The following is a 20,041-nucleotide window of genomic DNA, read 5'->3' on the forward strand; positions in this document are numbered from 1 at the left end:
CCGGAATTTAAATGTACGGATATGTGCGTAAGGGAAACAGCCAGCCGGCCTGGCTGTTTCCTTTTGTTGTTGCCGTCGTGCTGCTGCTCAGCGTCCTGCCGCTGGCGCGGCTGGCGGTGGTTGGTATCGAGGCGCTGCTGCGAGGCGGCACCTATGAACTCATCACCGATCCCGCCCTTTGGCGCTCGACCTGGTACACGATCGAAACGGCCGTGCTGGGCACGATCATTTCCGTGGCTCTCGGTTGCCTCTTCGCGTTTCTGCTGACCTTGACGGACATGCCGGGCAGGGGGCCGCTCGGCTTTCTCTTCATGCTGCCGATGATGATTCCGCCGCAGGTGACCGCACTTGCCTGGGTGCAGATGTCAGGCCCGTCGAGCCCGCTTTTGAAGGCGCTGCACATCGCGCCGCCGCTCGGCTCGCCGCAGCCGCTCTATTCCATCGGCGGCATCGCGCTTCTTTATGGCGTGCAGCATGCGCCGCTGGTCTATCTGGCGCTTCGGGCCGGATTGATGGCCTTGCCGCGCGATGGCGTCGAGGCGGCAAGGCTGTCGGGTGCCTCGGGCCTGCGCGTCTTCCGAGACATCATCCTGCCTTTGTCGCTGCCCGGCGTCATTGCCGGTGCGGCCATCGCCTTCGTTTCCTCGATCGGCAATTTCGGTATTCCGGCAATCCTCGGCATCCCCGCTTCGATCTATACGCTCTCGACCCTGATCTTCACGAAATTCTCCAATTTCGGCCCACGAACCTTCGGTGATATCGCCGTGCTTTCAACGATGATCGCCGTCATCGCCGTTGCCGGCCTTGCGGTGCAGGCGAGAGCTCTCAAAGGGCGGGACTATCGCGTCATCGGTCTTTCCGGCGCGTCAGCCGCCTTTTCGCTCGGTCGATGGCGTTATCTTGCCGTGCCGGGGCTGTGCCTGATCCTGTTCTTCATGCTCGTCGCACCTTTCCTGGCGTTGGTTGCGGGCGCGCTGGTGCCGACTTATGGCGTGCCGCTCACCTTCAAGACCGCATCGCTGAACGCATTTACGGAGATCCTGTTTCGGCAGACGGTGACGCGCACCGCCTTTTCCAATTCGCTGTTTCTGGCCGGCATGACAGCGCTTGGTCTCCTGCTTGTGACGGTTCTCACTGCCTATGCGCTGACGCGGCGGAAAGATATGTTGAGCCGCATCGTCGGCGGCCTGATCGAGATACCCTATGCGCTCCCCGGCATTATCATCGCGGTCTGCTTCATCCTGGTGTTCGCTGCACCCCTGCCAATCCTCAATGTCACGCTTTACGGGACGATCTGGATCATTCTGCTGGCCTATTTCTCCGCCTATTTCGCCGTCAGCCTCAAGCCGGTCATGAGCGCCTTCCTGCAGCTCGATCCGGCGCTGGAGGAGGCGGCACGTCTTTCCGGTGCAGGCTTCTTCCGCCGGCTTGCCGATATCATCGTGCCGCTGATTGCGCCGGCGGCAGGAGCATCGGTGATCCTGGTCTTCCTCATTGCCTGCAACGAACTGACGGTTTCGGCGCTGCTTTGGTCGGCCGGCACGCAGACGCTCGGCGTCGTCATCTACAATCTCGACGATGGCGGCAGCGCCGATCTTGCTTCCGCCATGTCTGTCATCGTCATCGCCATGGTCGTCACCATGATGCTGCTGCTGGAAATCATGGCCAAGCGCCTGCCGAAGGGAGTGGTGCCATGGCGAAGCTGATCCTCAATCACCTCTGCAAGGATTTCGGCACGGGCGGCCGCGCTGCGGTCAATGCGCTGTCGCTCGATGTGCGCGAGGGCGGCTTCCTGGCGCTGCTCGGCCCCTCCGGTTGCGGCAAGACGACGGTTCTCAGGATGATAGCCGGCTTCGAACAGCCGACGGATGGGTCCATCCATCTCGGCGAGCGGTTACTGGCCGATGCCGCGAACATGCTGCCGCCGGAGCGGCGCAACATGGCGATGGTGTTCCAGTCCTATGCGCTCTGGCCGCACATGAACGTCGCAGACAATGTCGGCTATCCGCTGAAGGTGCGCGGCATCTCCGGCGAGCGCTATCGCGAGAAAGTGCGCGAGGCGCTGGCAACGGTACGTTTGGCTGATTACGCCGAGCGGCGGCCCGCCGATCTCTCCGGCGGCCAGCGCCAGCGGGTGGCGCTTGCGCGCTGCCTAGTGACATCGCCTGATGTCGTGCTGCTCGACGAGCCGCTTGCCAATCTCGACCGCCATCTCAAGAAGGAGATGGAGGAGACTTTCCGCGAATTCCATCAGCGCTCGGGCGCCACCATGATCTACGTGACGCACGACCAGAGCGAGGCCATGGCGCTCGCGACCGATGTCGCTGTCATGTCCGAGGGGCGGCTGTTGCAGGTGGCGCCGCCGGCCGAAATCTATGCGCGACCCGAGGGGCGGATGGTCGGCGGCCTGGTGGGGCAGGGTGCCATCCTGTCGCTTGCCGTTCCCGATGGCCGGCCGCGCCTCCTTGATTGGTCCTTGTTCAAGAAACTGTGGTGCGAACCGACTGAAGGCTCGCCGCATGCGGATATCCTCGTGCGACCAGAGAACGTGATCGCCGACGCCGAGGGCATTTCCTGCCGGGTCGATTCCGTTCTCTATGAGGGCGAGCGTTATGCGATACGCCTGTCGCTGCCGGACGGACAGATGCTCAGAGCCTATAGCCGCGAGGCTGTAAAGGCGGGCGATCTCTATCCCGTCGCCATCCGCTCGGCCTGGCGACTTTGATTGATCGAGGGATAGACGGTTGTTCGCAGCCGCCTCCTATGCTTGATTTGCTCGACGTCACGAATGGGAGTCGCGTATGTCCGATCAAAGCTTCCCGATTTTCGATCTCGGAGCCTTCGAGGCTGCCGATCCTGCCGAGAAGAAGCGGCTTGGCGCGGAGGTGGATCGGATATGCCGCTCGACCGGCTTTCTGGCGATTGCCAATCACGGCGTTGCTGACGGAGCCATTAGCGACGTCTGGAAAAATACGCGGGCATTCTTCGATCTGCCTGCCGAGGTGAAGCAGCGCGCCAAGACGCTCTATCCCGGCTATCCCTACGGCTACCTTGGACCCGGCACGGAAGCGCTGGCGAAATCCCGCAATGTCGATACACCGCCCGATCTCAAGGAAAGCTTCAATGGCGGCCCGCTTGCCGTGCCTGCCGATATGAGCGATCCCGACGCGCTCGGCTTCTGTTATGCGGCCACGATCTGGCCGGAGGGGCCTGAGGGCTTCGTGGAGGCATGGAAGGCCTATTATGGGGCGATGGAGGATCTGGCGGCGCGGATCATGCGCGTATTTGCGACGGCGCTCGGTCTCGACGAGCATTTCTTCGATTCCTATGTGGGCGCGCCGATCAGTGCCTTGCGAGCCCTGAATTACCCCGAACAGCATGTGCCGCCGCAGCCGGGCCAGCTTCGCGCCGGTGCCCATACTGATTACGGCAGCCTGACGATCCTGCTGCCACAGCCGGGCTCGAAAGGGCTTGAGATCATCGCGCCTGATGGCAACTGGACGCCGGTGCCGCCGGTTGAGGGCGCCTTCGTCATCAATATCGGCGATCTGATGGCGCTCTGGACCAATGATCGCTGGGTTTCCACCGTGCATCGCGTCGTCAATCCGCCACCGGAAGAAGGCGGCATGCAGCGGCGGCAGTCGCTCGCCTTCTTCCATCAGCCGAACTGGTTTGCCGAAATCGCCTGCCTGCCTTCCTGTTTAGAGCCGGGAGAGGAGCCAAAATATGCGCCTGTTCTGTCCGGTCCCTATCTGATGGGTAAGTTCAAATCGACGGTCACCGCCAAGGCCGGATAATGCGAGCGGGATAATCCGGCTCGCATCTTATTTTGTAAATTGGAATGCTTCATGTCCCTGCGCCTTGCGACCTTCAATGTCGAAAACCTGCTGACTCGCTTCGATTACACCGGTTTTCGCAACCAACTGCGCCAGGATCGCGTGTTGCAGCTTTTCGATGTCCGCAACGAGAATGTCTATCAGCAGCTGGAAGCGGCCCGCGTGGTGGCTGCGGCCGACGACACAAGGCAGATGACGGCGCTCGCCATCGCCGATGCCGATGCGGATATCATCTGCCTGCAGGAGGTGGACAACATGGCGGCGCTGCAGGCGTTCGAATACGGCTATCTCTACCGCATGGTCGGCAACGGCTATCGGCAGAAATTCCTGATCGAGGGCAATGACAGTCGCGGCATCGATGTCGCTGTGATGATGCGCGAGGAAACTCGTGACGGGCAGCCGATCGTCCTTGATGATATCAAGAGTCACGCCATGGTGACCTATGGCGATTTCGGTCTTTTCAACGACGAGCTGGCAGCGCTCGGCCATCACGCGGAAGACAAGATCTTTAAGCGCGATTGCCTGGAACTGCATCTCCACATCGGTGGTGTGCCGTTCTCGCTTTATGTCACGCACCTGAAATCGATGGGACCGGCGCGCGAAGGCCTGGATGGACGCAGGGCGACCATGCCGGTGCGCCGCGCCGAGACGATGGCCGTTCGCCGCATCATCGAAGATCGCTTCGGCGCCGGCCATACGGCAACGAAGAACTTCGCCATCTGCGGCGATATGAACGACTATCAGGAGTGGATCGATGTCATCGGCACGCGCCACACCGGCTATCGTTTCGAGCCGCGGGCGGAGGAAAATGAGAGTGCGCTCGATGTCTTCAGCCAGGACGGCTTTGCCGAAAACATCATGCATCGTCGGGACGAGCTCGACCGCTGGACGCTTTACCATGCGCGCGGGCCGCAGGAGCAGCGGCTCTGCCAGCTCGACTATATCTGGCTGTCGCCGGCTCTGGCCCGCGCTAACGCGACACGCATTCCCGATATCGTCCGCTCCGGCCAACCTTTCCGAACCATATTTCCGCCGGGGCAGGAGGTGGAACGCTATCCACGCGTCGGCTGGGACAGGCCGAAAGCCTCCGACCATTGCCCCGTTGTCATGACATTGGATTTGAAATGAGCATTTCAGAATTGCAGAATGATATGGCCGGCTGGCCGCCGGAAAATAGCGTATTTCCCGTATCTCATATCGATCTTGCCGTGCTGCCCGGCGAGCACCCGTTTCATCTCAGTGAACTGGAAGCCGCGCGGGAGAACTGGGCGAGGGAGATCGCCGCCAACCCGGCACTCTTCGATGGCCGCATGATCTTCCAGCACCGGCTTTCGATTGCCGATGGCGTGGTGAAGGGCGAAGCCTATGTGACGCCGTTTTCCACCTTTCTCTGGTGGCGCAAGCAGAGAGAGCCGGGCGGCTTTCACCTGTTTGCCTTTGCCGTCGCGGTTTCCTCCGACGGCGCGATCATCGCGATCCGCATGGCGCCGCATACGGCCAATCCTGGCCAGATCTATTGCGCTGCCGGGTCGATGGATGAGCACGATATTGTCGATGGGCACTGCGATGTCGAGGGCAATATGCGGCGCGAGGTGCTGGAGGAAACCGGACTCGATCTCAACGATGCGGTCGCGGACCCCGCCTATTATGGCACGCATATGAACCGTTCGGTCACCGTTTTCCGCGTTTTCCGCTTTCCCTGGACGGCTGAGGATATGCTGCGCCGGATCGAGGCGCATATGCTGGTTTCGGAAGAGGACGAGGTCGATGGCGTCGTCGCCATTCGATCGGCCGATCCGACAGCGCATCACTATAGCGTGGCGATGCTGCCCATTCTCGCCTGGTTCTTCGGCACGGGAAAATAGCTTGGGCTTGCGCTGGAGTCGCTTGCCGTTATGAATAATTAGGTCTGGAAGCATGGATGGAGGCCGGATTGGCGCGCAGTTATAGTGTCTATGATGTGTTCACCGACAGCAAACTGGCGGGCAACCCGCTCGCAATCATCTTCGATGCCGAGGGTTTGAGCGACGAGGCGATGCAGGCGATCGCGAGGGAAATGAACCTTTCCGAGACAGTGTTCGTGCTGCCGCCGCAGAACCCGGCACATACCGCCAATCTTAGAATATTCACGCCCGGCCGCGAGCTGCCTTTCGCCGGCCATCCGACTGTCGGAACGGCGATCGCGCTTGCGGAGAAGACCCACGCCAGCCATGGCGGCGATCTCGATCTTGTTTCCGTGCTGGATGAACGCGTCGGACCGGTGCGCTGTGCGATCAGACTGCGCCAGAACAGGGCGAGCTTCGCCGAATTCGATCTGCCGAAGAAATCGCAGCAGATCCTCTTGCCGCTCGACAGGGCAGGTATTGCCAATGCGCTCAGCCTGAAGATCACCGAGATCGGCTTTGAGAATCACGTGCCGTCGATCTGGACTGCCGGCGTGCCCTTCCTCCTGGTGCCCGTGCATGATGTCGGGGCCGCCGAACGGCTGGAATTCGATCTCCAGCTCTGGGAGAAAACGGTTCCGTTTGTCGATGGCGCGCTCGCCTCGGCCTTCGTCTATTGTCGTGGTGGGGTCAATCACGCCGCCAAGTTCCATGCGCGCATGTTCCCCGTGGGAATGGGCATCGTCGAGGACCCGGCGACGGGGGCGGCGGTGGCGGCGCTATCCGGCGCGATCAATCAGTTCGACGGATTGCCCGATGGGCATCATCCCATGATCATCGAGCAGGGCATAGAGATGGGACGGCCCTCGATGATTCACCTTCACCTCGATGTCGATGGCGGCCAGATCGCAAATGCCAGAATCGGTGGACAAGCGGTGCGTATAGCCTCGGGAATTCTTGAGCTTTGATTTTGCAGGGTTTTCGGCGTTCTGTGAAATTTTTTTGAGAAATAATCAAAGAAAATTCGCTTGGCCGCTGGACAATCAAAGCGATCCTATTTATATGCCCGATCACGCCGCCAGCAAGCGGTACGGGTGATTAGCTCAGTTGGTAGAGCAGCTGACTCTTAATCAGCGGGTCGTAGGTTCGAGCCCTACATCACCCACCAAATTCAAATACTTAGCGCTGATTTGTAAGCCGTCATTTCAAAAGAATGGCGGCTTTTGAATTTCATATTTCCTTCTTGGAAGCTGACGAGGTCAGCCGCTTCTTGCCCGGCTAGGTAGTGCTTGGGGATGATCGCCCCCGCGTCGTCCCATGCATGAACGGCGAGGCGTGCCTCAGGTCGGAACGCGTTATTTAATGGGAAGTAATTTGGAACGGCACGGCATTGTCCATCCGTGCTGATGTCAGTGAAAGAACCCTACGACGATAAGGGTGAGCGCAATCGCGCCGCTGCATGCTGTCAAAACAGTCAAGACCGAAGTTTTCATAAAATCGCTCCCAAAAGACGTGCCTTCAGAGTGGCTGGGAGCCATGTAGAGTAGAGCAAGCTAATTGTCGCGTGACACGCGGCGTGACATGGGTTGCAGGGGAGTGGTTGCGCGCGTACCCGGTGCTCATGATCGTCACGCAAATACATGACATGCTGCAGGATCAGCTGCGGCGCACGCGAAGATGGTTGAAAAATACGGGGGAACTGGATGAGCCGCCAGCAGGCAATCTAGCAGTCAACTGCTTACCGTGATGGCGCCATTCCGCGTTCTGCATGCCAACAGTAAGCTGCCTATATCGCCAACCCGATCGGCCGCAGATATCCATCACGCCGTCGACCGCCGGCAAGGCTTGCCTTCAGTGGCGCAAGTTCAATGCTTTTTGTGCCCACCTTCCATCAGACTGAATACAAAGATAACCACCAAAAGCAGCATCAGCGTATAGTCGAAGGCGGTAAGCAGACGAAGCAGTTCCATGATGTTTCTCCTCCCGAGAGAAAACGGATCAGAACAATTATTAGTATGTTCTTTTGTTCGTTGTATGCCAAGTTTTTTACATCCTGCGGTGCAAAAACAATGTTGTGCGGGGCACAATTAAATACTTGTTTGCAAAGCCTTATCGCCGCCGCTTGGTCGGATCGGGTTGCAGCGCGAGCGCTTGTTCGCCCCTGGATCTGGTTGTCAATAAAATTTATAGAGTATATTTCTTGCGGCTATGGAAATTGCTTTGTTCGGCGGGCGATGAGCTGATGATGCCGATCAATTGGGAAGGAATTGGCGATTGACGATTGGCTCTGACCATGAGGCCCGGGAACTGCCTGTAATCGCCATCGTCGGCGGTGGCGTATCCGGTGCGGCAGTCGCTTTCCATCTGCTGCAGCGCCGGTCTTTACAGCCTGGCCAGTTGTTCATATTCGAGCCGCGGGAGCGTCTGGGGACCGGGCTTGCCTACGACACGCAAGATCCCGCCCATCGCATCAATGTGCCAGCAGCCAAGATGAGCCTCCTGCCTGATGACCTCGAGCATTTTCAGCGCTGGCTCTTGGAGCGGGACGCATTGGCTGGTGACGAGGTGGCGGTTGCAGCCAATGGCGGCCTGTTTCCGCGTCGCGCTCTTTTCGGCAATTATATCAATAGCATGATACGCCCCTTCGTCGAGGATGGGTGCGTGACCCATGTCCAGCAGGGTGTCGAGCGCATCCGCCGGTCGGGTCGCGGCTGGGTGATTACCGACGATGCGGGGCACGAGGTGAACGTGGATGTTCTCGTCATTGCCACCAGCCACCCGTCGCCCCTGCCACCGCGCTTGCTGCAGGATGCACTTGCCGATCATCCGCGTTTCGTCGCGGACCCAACGAAGCCGGATGTGCTTGCGGCCATCCGCGCCGATGATCGCGTATTGGTGGTCGGCAATGGACTGACCTCCGCCGATGTTATCGCCTCTCTTGAATTGCGGGGCCACAAGGGTCCCATCACGGCCATATCCCGCAGGGGCCTGCGTTCGCGCGGGCATGCGCCGGTGAAGCAGGAGTTGTTTGGCGACTTCGCCAGCCATCCCTCGCGAACTGCAGTCTCGCTTCTAAAACGCGTGCGTGCTGCCATCCGGGAAGCGGAAGGCGAGGGGCGCAGCTGGCACGGGGTTATCGATCAAGTGCGCGGGCAGGGGCGGCATTTGTGGAATGCCTTGCCGATCGAGGAGCGCCGCCGCGTCGTGAGACACCTGCGGCCCTTCTGGGATGTGCATCGTTTCCGCGTCGCGCCGCAGGTGGAGGCTGCCAGCGAGAAGGCGATTGATACCGGTCGACTCGAGGTGCTGGCCGCATCGGTCGCCTCCGTTGAGGCCACCGATGGCATCATCGATTGCAAGCTTCGCCTCAGTCGCTCCGACCGGACTGTCGAGAGGCAATTCGATGCCGTTGTCGTCACAACCGGTCCCGGTCATCGCGGAATTCTGCAATCGCAGGGCTGGATCGGCGAGTTGGCGGAAAGCGGCTGTCTTGCGATGGACCAAGCCGGTTTGGGACTTGCCTGCGACATGCAATCGCGGGCGCTCGATGCGGACGGCGAGATCGTGTCGTCCTTGTTCATCTCTGGCCCACTGGCGCGTGGAACCTTTGGCGAGCTGATGGGGCTGCCGGAGGTGATCGAACATGCAGTTCTCGTCGCCGAACAGCTGGCGGGCGCAATTGACGAACATGCGGATAAGCGAGACAAGGCATATTTGGACAGTAGCGCCGCTTAAATCCAAGAAAAGCCGCAAAATCGTTGCTTGGGCGATACATTTGCCTAAATTTACTCATATAAACTATACAATTTGTGAGTTATTGTCTTGTTCGTCGGGGATGGCAGGGTTACTTCGGCAATCCATGATGACAAGATCGGCTGGGTGAGTCTCACTTGAACCCAGGCCGGGTTTCCAACAATCGACTTTGCAGTAAAGCGGATAGCGATGCTTACGAAAAAAGGAAAATACGGATTGAAGGCGCTGGTGGATCTGGCTCGCCTCGCGCCGGGCGAAACCGCGTTCATCAACGATATTGCCCAGCGCAATAACATTCCGAAGAAATTCCTCGATACCATCCTGCTCGAGTTGCGCAATGCCGGCGTGCTTCGCTCCAAGAAGGGGCCAGGCGGTGGCTATTCGCTGTCCCGCCCTTCGTCGGACATCCGCATCGGTCATGTCATCCGCACGCTGGACGGTCCGCTGGCGCCGATCCGCTGCGCCAGCCGCACGGCCTATGAAGCCTGCGACGACTGTTCGGATCCGGAGCGCTGTCAGGTGCGGCGCTCCATGACGGAGGTCCGCGATGCCATTGCCGAGATTCTCGATAACATGACGCTGGAGCAGTTTGTCGCCGGCGGCGGTTCGGGGATCGAGATCGAGGAGCGGGAAGACTACCGCGCCTCAAACATCGGCTGACCTACCCCGACTATCGTTCAGGGCGATGAACTCTTCGATGGCTTTATGCCGTTGAGATGATAATTGCCGACGACGCTGTATTTCCGGCGCGCTGGGTCGTGCAGCGTGTGAATTCTGGCGTTGCGCCAATGGCGGTCGAGATTGAGGCCGATGCGGGCCGCCGATGTGCCGGCCAGATCAAACAGCGTGTTGGCTGTTTCCATGGCGATCTCCGCCGTCATCGTCTGGGCCGCCGCGACGCAAAGCACGGCGTCGATCACATGATCCTCGGTAAGATTGATCTGGGCGGCATCGATCTTGCTGCCGGCGCGCTCCACGATCGCTGTCGCCGCTTCGATGCGGATGGCAATTTCTCCTATCCTGGTGATGATGAGCGGATCGTCTGCTGCGCGCCTGCTCTCGCCGTCGGCCCATGGGTGCGGATGCGTGCGGACAAAGCCTATGGTCGCCGCCAGCGCGGATCGGGCTATGCCGAGATTGATGCCTGCATGGGTGAGTTGGCTCACCGACTCGGTGACTGTGGGATGCCCGGGCTTCTCGCGCTGTGACAGAACGGAATCGGCACCAAGATAGACGTTATGGAGGATAGTCGTGCCGTTTCCGGAGGTGCGTTGGCCAAAGCCATCCCAGTCATCGATGATCTGAGTGCCCTCGGTGTTTCGCGCAATGATGGCAACACTGACCTCACCACTGTCTTCCGTTATGAAAACGGCAATCCAGTCGGAAAACAACACGCTGGCGGAACGCAGGCTCCGGCCATTGAGCCGATAGCCCGGTCCGTCCGATGTGAGATGCAGATCGTCCTGACCTGTTGCGTCCGCACCGCTTTCCGGAAATACGCCGCCAAAGCGGTCGCCAATGATGGCTCTGGCGAAGAGCGAGGCCTTCTGTTCCTCGCTGCCGCCGATGCGCAGCGCTTCCAGCACATGAAAATGCGTTTGCGGAATCTGCGCGATGGAAGGGTCTGCCTCGGCGAGAATGGCGACGACTTCAGTCAGCACCGAATTGGAAATGTCGATGCCCCCGTGTTCCGAGGGCACGGATATTCCGAGCAGGCCGGATTGGGATAGAGCCTCGATTTCGTCATAGGGCAGGACACGGTTGACGTCGCGGTCGCTCGCCTGCTGGGCGAAGTTCGCGGCCAGAGATCGCGCGATATCCAGCGCTTCCTCTTCGCTTTGAATGCGATGCGCGGGCGGCCTGACGCGTTCGTGCAACTGCGAAACAGTCCCCATTCGTCACTCCATCGGCCGATGCTTCTGGCAAGGCAAATCGGTGCCATCTTAATTTCCATGGGTGTCGTGTACAACGGATTTTCTGCGCTTACGCGCACCGCGCCGTTGGCCACAACAGGCATCGAACGAACAAATTGTGAGCACTCGGCGGGATATCGCGAGTGGTCGGCAAGAGATCCATGGCCACTGGGTGTTTGGCATCATGGCATGGCCATCTGAGCGGCTGCTATCGTCCGGCTGAAAAGAAAGCACTTGCTAGCGGCGCGTTTTCGCGCTTTCATATACGACTAAATAAGTAGACTATAGCAATAATCCTGTTGCCCTTTTTTACAGGCGTCATGTGGGCAGCCGATTGCGGGCATCTGGTTTCGGACCGGAGTTGGACCCGCGTTAGCATCCTTCAGCAGCGGAATAGAAACCCGATTGAAGGGGATGCGCCGAATTTTGAGAACCGCTGTGGCTTCCGTGCGTTTCATGAACCGCAGCTTGGTGGCTGTCAGGTGCTGAACATCGGAGTTCAGGGTTTCGCAGGCAGTGCAGTGAAAAAGCCCAAGAAAGGCATGATCGACCACCTCTCGCTCCAGGAGTTGATATGACGGTTCAGGGATTATTTTCCGCCAAGGCGGATATGGCGGGCAGGGGCTATGCGATGCCCCGCATTGCCGTTGTCGGGCGTGGTTTCTCCGGCATGATGATGGCGATCGCGCTGATGAAGACGGTGCGCTTTCCCTTTCATCTGCAACTGTTCGATCCCAATTCCAGCGTTAGCGGCGGTCAGGCGCTGGCGTCCGGCCATAGTAGCGAAATCCTGAACAGCCGCGTGCGCGATCTTTCCGTCTCAGCCGGCGATCCCGACGACTTCAATCAATGGCTTAGCGCTAATGCGCCCTTCCGCAGCGCCGTTCCGGCAGCGATCCCGGGCTTTCTGCAGATCTTCGTTCCGAAGAGCATTTTCAGCGACTATGTCTATCAGCGCTTTTCGGAGGCGTTTTCATCGCGACGGGATGTCACGGTGCAGGTCAGCAGCGAGATGGTCTTCGGGGTTCGCCGTATTCGCGGCAATCGTTTCGTGGTGGACAGCGACGGGGCGGCGAATGCGCCGTTCGACATGGTGGTACTCGCCACCGGCTACGGCATGACCGACCAGCAATCGCCGGCCAGCGACCTGGCGAACATTCCGACGACAGTGCGGGCACGCCGCCTGGTGTCGCGGCCGCACACGATCCTGCTCGGCAGCGGCCTGCGCGTCGTCGACCGGCTTCTGCAGATGCGCGATAATGGCTATACCGGCCAGATCTCCATCGTTTCACGACGCGGTTTCCTGCCGCAGAGCCATACGCGCAACAATGCCGATCCGGTGTTTCCCGCCGACGAGATGCCCAATCAGCTGAGCGAGATCGTCCGTTTCATTCGCAAGGCTTGCGAAGGGGCGGAGGCTAACGGCCAGAGCTGGCAATCGATCATGAATGGTCTGCGCAAGCATGCGCGCTCGCTCTGGCGCTCGCTGCCCGCAGGCCAGAAGCAGCAGTTCAACCGCCATCTTCGCGCGCTTTACGACAGCCATCGCAACAGGCTGCCCGAGGCGCTGCATGTTCGCCTGCAGCAGGAGTTGGCCGAGGGCAACACCTTGCTCAGGCGTGGCCACCTGATCCGCCGCACGCCGACCGGCTTGGTGATGAGGCCCGCCGGACGACAGGACACCGAGCAGCTCTATGCCGATGATGTGATCGACTGTCGCTGCCAGTCAGCCGATCTGAGTGTTCCGCTATTGCGGAATCTGATCGAGGCCGGTCTTGCCGTGCCGGACGAACTCGGGCTCGGTCTTGCCGTCGAGGCGACGGGTGCGCTTGAGGTGGACGGCCGCACGACGGAAGGGCTTTTCGCCATCGGTCCGCTCGGGCTTGGCAGTCTTCCGGATATCGACCTGGTGCCGGAGATCGTGACGCAGGCCTATGCGGCCGCCGAAAGCATGGCGGAGCGTTTTCATCCGCAATGCAAGGCGGTGTAGCTGTTTCCTGAATGTCCAGATGAGGTCTCGTCATTTCCAAAAGAGATGACGTTTCGGAAGAAAGCGACTTGTGATAAGTTATGTAATAACGTAACAGGAATGCTATTACTGTCGCCCAGGACAAACGAAGACACATATGACATCGCCGTTGCCCGCTTCCGCTTTCTATGAGATGAATGCCGCAGATGGTGCTGCCGCCGGAGCAATCCGGCGGGTGGCTGAAAAGGGAACACGGTGCGGATTACCCATCAGGGGCCAAAACCGTGGCTGCCCCCGCAACTGTAAGCGGAGAGCGCGTTCGCAGCATGCCACTGGCGTCAAGCCGGGAAGGCGCGAACGAGCTATGACCCGCGAGCCAGGAGACCTGCCATCGACGATATCAACCGCAACGGACGGGGTGTTCCGATGGAAATTCAGTGGTTGGGCGGGGACGCCGTTGCGTCCGCTGGCCCTATATTGACTTTGCCTCCGGCGAGATCTCCGGGAGGCACTCCATGGACAATACAAGAGAAACGACGCACCGGATCACCGTGTGCACCAGCTGCCGTCATGTCGGCAAGCCGTGCCGGCCGGGTCTCGATCTTTTGAAGCACCTGCAGGCGGCCATGGCCCAGGCGGGCACGGCGCTTTCCGATGATTTCAGTCTCGAGGGCAGCATCTGCATGGCAGGCTGCGAACGGCCCTGCACGGTGTCCTTTCAGGCAACGGCGAAGGCAACATACCTTTTCGGTGACATCGAAGACGGCGCCGATATCGGTGCACTCGTCTCCTTCGCGCAGCTCTATCGCGACCGGCCCGACGGGCTGACGCGTGAGAGCGAACGTCCGAGGACGCTTGGAGGCAAGACCTTGGCGCGCATTCCCGCCGCCATCGTCTCGGCTGAGCGTCAGTCGGTATCGCTGCAGTAGGAGGTGACCATGCCGGAAGGAAGCGCAAGACTCGACGCTGAGGGCGTCACCTGGGGTGTCCAAAAAGGCATGCCCATCATCAGCGGCATCACTCTATCCGTCGAAGCCGGTGGTCGACTGGCCATTATCGGCCCAAACGGCGCCGGCAAGTCGACGCTGCTGCGTTGCCTCTATCGCGGTCTCAAACCGCATCGCGGCAGCGTGCGCCTTGATGGCGTCGACCTCTGGTCCCTCGGTCCACGGCAGGCGGCACAGCGCATCGCCGTCGTGCCGCAGGAGACGCCGAGCGATTTTCCCTTCAGCGTGCGGGACGTGGTACTGATGGGCCGCATTCCGCACCGCAAGGGCATGGCGCGCTGGAGCGAGCGCGATCATGAGGTAACAGTGAATGCGCTTGCGCGCCTGGAGCTGGATAGCCTGGCGTCACGGCAGTTCATTTCGCTTTCCGGCGGCGAGAAGCAGCGGGCGCTGATCGCCCGTGCTTTGGCGCAGGAGCCGGAGCTGATCATTCTCGACGAGCCGACCAACCATCTCGATATCCGTCACCAGCTGGAGATATTGGAGCTGCTGAAGGGCCTTGGCCGGACGATCATCACCACGCTTCACGATATCAATCTGGCCGCTGATTTCGCCACGCATGTCGCCGTGCTCGACTGCGGGCGGCTTACGGGGCATGGCCAGCCTGACGATGTCCTCACCGTGGAACATATTTCTTCCGCGTTTCGTGTCGGTGCCAGCCTGCATCAGGCTGATCGCGGCGACATCAGACGCTTCTCCTTTTCCCTCAGATAGTTCGATCATTGGAGTCATTGATGCTTTCTCGTTTTTCCCTATCCGCCGCGGCCTTTTTGGTGGGCACGTTTCTAGCAGGCGCGGCAATGGCCGAGCCGGTCACCGTGCGCAGCTGCAATCGCGATGTCACCTTCGACAAGGCCCCGGAGCGGGCGGTTTCGAATGACGTCAACCTGACGGAAATGATGCTGGCCCTGAAGCTTCAGGACCGTATGGTCGGCTATACCGGCATTTCCGGCTGGAAGACCCTGGATGAGAAGCTGCGCGAAGGCATCAAGGAACTGCCGGAACTGTCGCCGAAATATCCGAGCAAGGAAGTGCTGCTCGGCGCCAATGCGGACTTCTATTTCGCCGGCTGGAACTACGGCATGAAGGTCGGTGGCGAAGTGACGCCGGAAACGTTGGTGCCCTTCGGCATCAAGGTCTACGAGCTGACGGAATCCTGCATCTTCGTCATGCAGAAGAACAAGCCGACCATGGACGACATGTTCGTGGACCTGCTCAATCTCGGCAAGATCTTCCGCGTTGAGGACAGAGCGGAAGCACTGGTGGCTGGCTATCGCAAGCAGCTCGCCGAGATCCAGACGAAGATCGGCCATGTCGACAAGCCGACCCGCGTTTTCGTCTATGATTCCGGCGAGGAAAAGCCGTTCACCTCGGGTCGCTACGGAATTCCGACTGCGCTGATCGAAGCCGCAGGCGGGATCAATGTCATGGAGGACGTCGAGAAGAGCTGGACGGAGGTTTCCTGGGAACCCGTCATCGAGAAGAACCCAGAAGCCATCGTCATCGTCGATTATGGTCAGGTGACTGCGGCGCAGAAGATCGCCTTCCTCAAGGGCAATCCGGCCTTCAAGAATATCGATGCGGTGAAGAACGATCGCTTCGTCGTGCTGCCCTATGTCGAGGCTACGCCGGGGCCGCGCAATATCGAGGCCATTGCGACCCTGGCAAAGGCGTTTCATCCGAACGCGATGTGATTGTCGCCAATACAGCTCCGTCTAGTCGATTACTGGGCGGATCTCTTTTTACAGATTTGAATATGCGCCTCAGCCTCTCCATTCTTATTCCGTTGCTCGTCATCGGCCTTGTCCTGTCGATCACCGCCGGGGTCTCGCTCGGGGCCGCGCCCATTCCGTTTTCGACCGTGTGGTCGATCGTCGGCAATAAACTGCATGCAGGCATGTTTATTGTCGGATGGTCGAAGGGCCAGGAGAGCATCGTCTGGGATGTGCGCTTCCCGCGCGTCCTACTAGCGGCGCTGGTCGGGGCGGGGCTTGCCGTCACCGGCGCCGTGCTTCAGGCGTTGACGCGCAATCCGCTGGCGGACCCGCATCTTCTCGGCGTTTCCTCTGGAGCCGCATTCGGTGCCATTCTGGCATTGCTGCATACGGGGCTGATCCTTGGCCTGTTGACGGTGCCGTTGTTTTCTTTCGCGGGCGCGCTGCTCGCGACGGGGGCCGTCGGCCTGACCACCCATCTGACGCGCTCCCAGTCGGCAGACAGGCTGGTCCTTTCAGGAGTGGCCGTCGCGTTCGTCTTTACCGCGCTCGGCAATCTGCTGATTTTTCTCGGCGACCCCCGGGCGACCAATACCGTGGTCTTCTGGATGCTCGGCGGATTGGGGCTGGCGCAATGGCAGCACCTCATCTATCCGGCCGGCATATTGTTCTTCTGCCTCGTGTTGCTCATTCCAAGGGCGAGGGAGCTAAATGCGCTCGCCATGGGCGATGAGACGGCAACGACGCTAGGCATAGCGGTCACGCGCTTCCGGCTGCTGCTGTTCGTGACCACGGCCTTGTTGACGGGCGTAATGGTTGCGTTTTCCGGCGCCATCGGCTTCATCGGGTTGATGGTGCCGCATTTCGTGCGTCTGATCGCCGGCGGCGACAATGTTCGTGTCGTGCCGCTGAGTGCAATCTTCGGCGCGTTGATCCTGATCTGGGCGGATATCGTCGCGCGCTTGGTCATGGCGCCGGAAGACATGCCGATCGGCATTGTCACCGGGTTGGTCGGCGGCATGGCCTTCATCCTGATCCTGCGAAAGGGTCAGAGCTGAGGGAGGCCATTGCCAAGACCCATTGTCGGCCTATTTCCGGCAGGCAATGCACGGTGCAATACGGCGTTGGCGAGGTGAAAATGGACGGTGTACGGCCTTGGACGGGGCGATAGAGCCTGATAAGGCGGGAAATGCCTTTGTGTCGCCTTTCTTTGTCTTACAAGGCGTACGCGTAAAGACTATGAAGTTCGCAATCACAATCAGGACGACTCGGTTCTTCATTTTGCGTGGCGGTTCTGGTCATCCATTGCTCATGATTTTATGTGCGACGAGGAGCTTTGCTTGCGCCTGTTGAATTTCCGCCTCCTTCTCTTGCCCGTATTTCTGTTGGGACTGAGCGCCATCATGGCCGCCGTTCCGCTGGCGGGCGGGGATGCCTTTGCGCAAGACCAGCAGGCGGCGCAGCCGCAGCAGACAGAGCAACAGCCCCAGCCGCTTGCCAATGGATTGCTGGAAGCCGCGGTCACCGAACTCAACAAGGCGAAGAAGGAATATGCATCCCTCCAGGATAGCGCGAAGCAGCCGGGTGGCGATGACGAAACGCTCGTCGCGCTTTCGGGCCGAGCCGACGACCTTAATCGGTCCGTTGCGGCAATTTCGACACGGCTGAAGCCCCGCAACACGGAGATCGATGCGCGCCTGACCCAGCTCGGGGCTGCCCCCAAGGAAGGGCAGCCGCCGGAAGCGGTGATAGTCACACAGGAGCGCGATCGCCTGAACGCCGAGCGTTCGCAAATCAGCGCCCTGATACTCGATGCCGACAATCTGACCGCGGAAGCCAATCGACTTTCGATCCAGCTCACCGAGAAGCGCCGCAAGCTCTTCACCGAGACATTGCTGAAGCGTACGGAAATTTCCTCGGGGACATTCGAGGATGCCGGATCGGCGCTGGTCGAGGAGAGCATATCGTTCAAGGATGCCGTCACCAGCTGGATCGGCTTCGTCCTGAAAGCCAAGCTCGGCTCGCTGCTTGCCGCCGTCTTCCTGTCGATCGCGGCTGCCCTGATCATCTTTTCCGGCGGCTACCGGTTGTTCCACCGCTACTATGTTCAGGACGAAGCGGTCGAGAACCCGCCCTATATCAGCCGGCTTTCGGTCGCGTTCTGGTCGACCTTGATCCGCACGCTGTCACTGGCGGCATTTCTGGTCACGTCCTTTTTCTTCCTGTCGAATTTCAATGTGCTCAGGCCGGATATTGCTCCGATCCTGGCGGCACTCTTCGGTTTCATCGGTCTCGTCTATTTCGTCGGCCGTCTCAGCAATGCCGTCTTCGCGCCGTTCCGGCCGCATTGGCGTCTGGTCAAATTGTCGAACAAGGGCGCGCATTCGCTGACCTGGTGCCTGCAGGCCATGGCCGTGGTCAACGGGCTGGACTACGTATTCGATCGTATCAGCGAGTCCATGGGATCGCCTGTCGTCGTCACGGTTGCCAAGAGCTTCCTTGCCGCCCTGCTGATCGGCCTGATCCTGATTGCAGCCTCGTTCGGTTCGCCGATGCTGGCCAAGAACGGCGATCCCGATGCGCCGGGCCGCCGCTGGCCGCATGGCATGGCGCTCATCCTTCGTACTCTCGGCGCATTGGTCATCTTTATCGCCTTCATAGGCTATGTCGGCCTTGCCCGTTTCATGGCAACGCAGATGATCGTGACGAGTGCCGTCATCGCGACCATGTATCTCGGCTTTCAGCTCGGCAAGGCGGTCTCGAAGCAGGGTGTCTTTGCCGAGACGATCATCGGGCGCTTTCTGGAAAACCGTCTCAAGCTCGGTGACGTCGCGCTTGACCAGGGCGGGCTCATTGCCGGGCTTGCGACCTATGCCGTGGCGCTGCTCACCGGCATTCCCCTGATCCTGCTGTCCTGGGGCTTCCATATCCAGGACCTCGAACTCATCGCCTACCGGCTGTTCACAGAGATCCGCATCGGCAACATATCGATCTCGCTGCTCGGCATCTGCGCCGGCATCCTGTTGTTCGCCGGTGGCTATCTGGTGACGCGCTGGTTCCAGCGCTGGCTTGACAGCAACGTCATGGCGCGTGGCCAGGTGGATCTGGGTGTCCGCAATTCGGTAAAGACCGGTATCGGCTATCTCGGCATCGCAGTCGCGGCGATCATTTCCATTTCGGCCGCGGGCATAGACCTCTCCAGCCTGGCGCTTGTTGCCAGCGCTCTTTCCGTCGGTATCGGTTTCGGCCTGCAGAACATCGTGTCGAACTTCGTGTCCGGCCTGATCCTTCTGGTCGAGAGGCCGTTCAAGGTCGGCGACTGGATCGTCTCGGGCACATCGGAAGGCATCGTCAAGCGCATCTCGGTGCGCGCCACCGAGATCGAGACCTTCCGCAAGCAATCGATTATCGTGCCGAATTCCGAGCTCATAAATGCCTCGGTCGGCAACTGGACGCATCGCAACAGGTTGGCGCGTTCGGAGATCCCGGTATCCGTCAGCTTCGAATCCGATCCGCAGAAGGTCATGGAGATCCTGCTGGAGCTGGTGCGCGGCGTCCCGAAGGTGTTGAGAAATCCGGAGCCGCATGTCGAGTTCCTGCGCTTCGGCCCGTCATCGCTCGATTTCGAGATGCGTTTCTACCTCTCGGATCTCTCGGACGGCATGGAAATCCGCAACAATCTGCGCATCCAGATCCTCAAGCGCTTCCGCGAGGAGGGAATATCCATTCCCTATCCGCATCAGGAACTGCATATCGTTCGCGACGGCAGGCGCGGCCAGCGTATGGATGCCGCGGGCAGCAAGCTGACGGATTCCGCCGATGGTCCCGAGACGGAGGACATCATGGCTGAAAGCATCGCGTCACCGGCCGAGGACAATGCGCCGGAGACAAAGAGCGCAGGTCGCCGCCGCGGAAGAACGGCAGCCGAATAAGCCGACCATACCGAAGCAGCTGCAGCCGGGCGT

Annotated in this window: 15 protein-coding genes, 1 tRNA gene and 1 riboswitch; of the genes, 15 read left to right on the forward strand and 1 reads right to left on the reverse strand. The window is 60.0% G+C overall.

Annotated features, from left to right (window positions below; translation table 11 throughout):
• The first annotated feature begins 11 nt into the window (after window positions 1-11).
• The 9 genes from A6U86_RS28875 (at window position 12) to A6U86_RS28915 (ending at window position 10,132) form a co-directional block, all read left to right on the forward strand.
• Window positions 12-1,706, forward strand: a complete 1,695-nt coding sequence (locus tag A6U86_RS28875; protein ID WP_068398686.1) for an iron ABC transporter permease — start codon at window positions 12-14, stop codon at window positions 1,704-1,706.
• On the forward strand, window positions 1,694-2,725 hold the full coding sequence (locus A6U86_RS28880) for an ABC transporter ATP-binding protein (RefSeq protein WP_068398689.1): 1,032 nt from the start codon (window positions 1,694-1,696) through the stop codon (window positions 2,723-2,725). The genes A6U86_RS28875 and A6U86_RS28880 overlap by 13 nt, the downstream gene beginning before the upstream one ends.
• A gap of 76 nt (window positions 2,726-2,801) precedes the next feature.
• Window positions 2,802-3,797: an isopenicillin N synthase family oxygenase gene (locus A6U86_RS28885; protein WP_068398692.1), complete on the forward strand. Its 996-nt coding sequence runs from the start codon at window positions 2,802-2,804 to the stop codon at window positions 3,795-3,797.
• Window positions 3,798-3,848: 51 nt separating this feature from the next.
• A complete protein-coding gene (locus A6U86_RS28890; protein WP_068398695.1) occupies window positions 3,849-4,964 on the forward strand; it encodes an endonuclease/exonuclease/phosphatase family protein in 1,116 nt (371 codons plus the stop codon).
• Window positions 4,961-5,701: an NUDIX hydrolase gene (locus tag A6U86_RS28895; RefSeq protein ID WP_068398697.1), complete on the forward strand. Its 741-nt coding sequence runs from the start codon at window positions 4,961-4,963 to the stop codon at window positions 5,699-5,701. The genes A6U86_RS28890 and A6U86_RS28895 overlap by 4 nt, the downstream gene beginning before the upstream one ends.
• Before the next feature lie 68 nt (window positions 5,702-5,769).
• A complete protein-coding gene (locus A6U86_RS28900; protein ID WP_068398949.1) occupies window positions 5,770-6,687 on the forward strand; it encodes a PhzF family phenazine biosynthesis protein in 918 nt (305 codons plus the stop codon).
• Between the two features lie 124 nt (window positions 6,688-6,811).
• Window positions 6,812-6,887, forward strand: a tRNA-Lys gene (locus A6U86_RS28905).
• 1,106 nt (window positions 6,888-7,993) lie between these two features.
• Window positions 7,994-9,454, forward strand: a complete 1,461-nt coding sequence (locus tag A6U86_RS28910; protein ID WP_068398700.1) for an FAD/NAD(P)-binding protein — start codon at window positions 7,994-7,996, stop codon at window positions 9,452-9,454.
• Window positions 9,455-9,661: 207 nt separating this feature from the next.
• On the forward strand, window positions 9,662-10,132 hold the full coding sequence (locus tag A6U86_RS28915) for an Rrf2 family transcriptional regulator (protein ID WP_068398702.1): 471 nt from the start codon (window positions 9,662-9,664) through the stop codon (window positions 10,130-10,132).
• Window positions 10,133-10,149: 17 nt separating this feature from the next.
• Here the strand turns inward: A6U86_RS28915 and A6U86_RS28920 are convergent, their stop codons facing one another.
• The gene (locus tag A6U86_RS28920; protein ID WP_068398705.1) at window positions 10,150-11,367 is read right to left on the reverse strand and encodes an SfnB family sulfur acquisition oxidoreductase; all 1,218 of its coding nucleotides are present in this window, start codon (window positions 11,365-11,367) and stop codon (window positions 10,150-10,152) included.
• 592 nt (window positions 11,368-11,959) lie between these two features.
• On the opposite strand from A6U86_RS28920, the gene A6U86_RS28930 reads away from it, so the two are divergent.
• From A6U86_RS28930 to A6U86_RS28955, 6 genes are all read left to right on the forward strand, one after another.
• Window positions 11,960-13,375, forward strand: coding sequence for an FAD/NAD(P)-binding protein (locus A6U86_RS28930; RefSeq protein WP_068398710.1), 1,416 nt, complete (start codon window positions 11,960-11,962; stop codon window positions 13,373-13,375).
• Between the two features lie 169 nt (window positions 13,376-13,544).
• A riboswitch (cobalamin riboswitch) is annotated at window positions 13,545-13,762 on the forward strand.
• A gap of 107 nt (window positions 13,763-13,869) precedes the next feature.
• On the forward strand, window positions 13,870-14,283 hold the full coding sequence (locus A6U86_RS28935) for a DUF1636 domain-containing protein (protein ID WP_068398713.1): 414 nt from the start codon (window positions 13,870-13,872) through the stop codon (window positions 14,281-14,283).
• Window positions 14,284-14,292: 9 nt separating this feature from the next.
• On the forward strand, window positions 14,293-15,075 hold the full coding sequence (locus A6U86_RS28940; protein WP_068398715.1) for an ABC transporter ATP-binding protein: 783 nt from the start codon (window positions 14,293-14,295) through the stop codon (window positions 15,073-15,075).
• 20 nt (window positions 15,076-15,095) lie between these two features.
• Window positions 15,096-16,055, forward strand: a complete 960-nt coding sequence (locus tag A6U86_RS28945) for an ABC transporter substrate-binding protein (RefSeq protein ID WP_068398718.1) — start codon at window positions 15,096-15,098, stop codon at window positions 16,053-16,055.
• Between the two features lie 62 nt (window positions 16,056-16,117).
• On the forward strand, window positions 16,118-17,134 hold the full coding sequence (locus tag A6U86_RS28950; RefSeq protein ID WP_068398721.1) for an iron ABC transporter permease: 1,017 nt from the start codon (window positions 16,118-16,120) through the stop codon (window positions 17,132-17,134).
• A 291-nt stretch (window positions 17,135-17,425) separates the two neighbouring features.
• A complete protein-coding gene (locus A6U86_RS28955; protein WP_198929110.1) occupies window positions 17,426-20,008 on the forward strand; it encodes a mechanosensitive ion channel family protein in 2,583 nt (860 codons plus the stop codon).
• Window positions 20,009-20,041: the final 33 nt, after the last annotated feature.

This window comes from Rhizobium sp. AC27/96 (assembly GCF_001692325.1).
Lineage (GTDB): Bacteria > Pseudomonadota > Alphaproteobacteria > Rhizobiales > Rhizobiaceae > Rhizobium.

What these genes read in the sequence shown, in the direction of transcription:
- A6U86_RS28875 (WP_068398686.1), top strand. Translation starts at nt 12, where the DNA reads ATGTACGGATATGTGCGTAAGGGAAACAGCCAGCCGGCCTGGCTGTTT.
- A6U86_RS28880 (WP_068398689.1), top strand. Translation starts at nt 1,694, where the DNA reads ATGGCGAAGCTGATCCTCAATCACCTCTGCAAGGATTTCGGCACGGGC.
- A6U86_RS28885 (WP_068398692.1), top strand. Translation starts at nt 2,802, where the DNA reads ATGTCCGATCAAAGCTTCCCGATTTTCGATCTCGGAGCCTTCGAGGCT.
- A6U86_RS28890 (WP_068398695.1), top strand. Translation starts at nt 3,849, where the DNA reads ATGTCCCTGCGCCTTGCGACCTTCAATGTCGAAAACCTGCTGACTCGC.
- A6U86_RS28895 (WP_068398697.1), top strand. Translation starts at nt 4,961, where the DNA reads ATGAGCATTTCAGAATTGCAGAATGATATGGCCGGCTGGCCGCCGGAA.
- A6U86_RS28915 (WP_068398702.1), top strand. Translation starts at nt 9,662, where the DNA reads ATGCTTACGAAAAAAGGAAAATACGGATTGAAGGCGCTGGTGGATCTG.
- A6U86_RS28920 (WP_068398705.1), bottom strand. Translation starts at nt 11,367, where the DNA reads ATGGGGACTGTTTCGCAGTTGCACGAACGCGTCAGGCCGCCCGCGCAT.
- A6U86_RS28930 (WP_068398710.1), top strand. Translation starts at nt 11,960, where the DNA reads ATGACGGTTCAGGGATTATTTTCCGCCAAGGCGGATATGGCGGGCAGG.
- A6U86_RS28935 (WP_068398713.1), top strand. Translation starts at nt 13,870, where the DNA reads ATGGACAATACAAGAGAAACGACGCACCGGATCACCGTGTGCACCAGC.
- A6U86_RS28940 (WP_068398715.1), top strand. Translation starts at nt 14,293, where the DNA reads ATGCCGGAAGGAAGCGCAAGACTCGACGCTGAGGGCGTCACCTGGGGT.
- A6U86_RS28945 (WP_068398718.1), top strand. Translation starts at nt 15,096, where the DNA reads ATGCTTTCTCGTTTTTCCCTATCCGCCGCGGCCTTTTTGGTGGGCACG.
- A6U86_RS28950 (WP_068398721.1), top strand. Translation starts at nt 16,118, where the DNA reads ATGCGCCTCAGCCTCTCCATTCTTATTCCGTTGCTCGTCATCGGCCTT.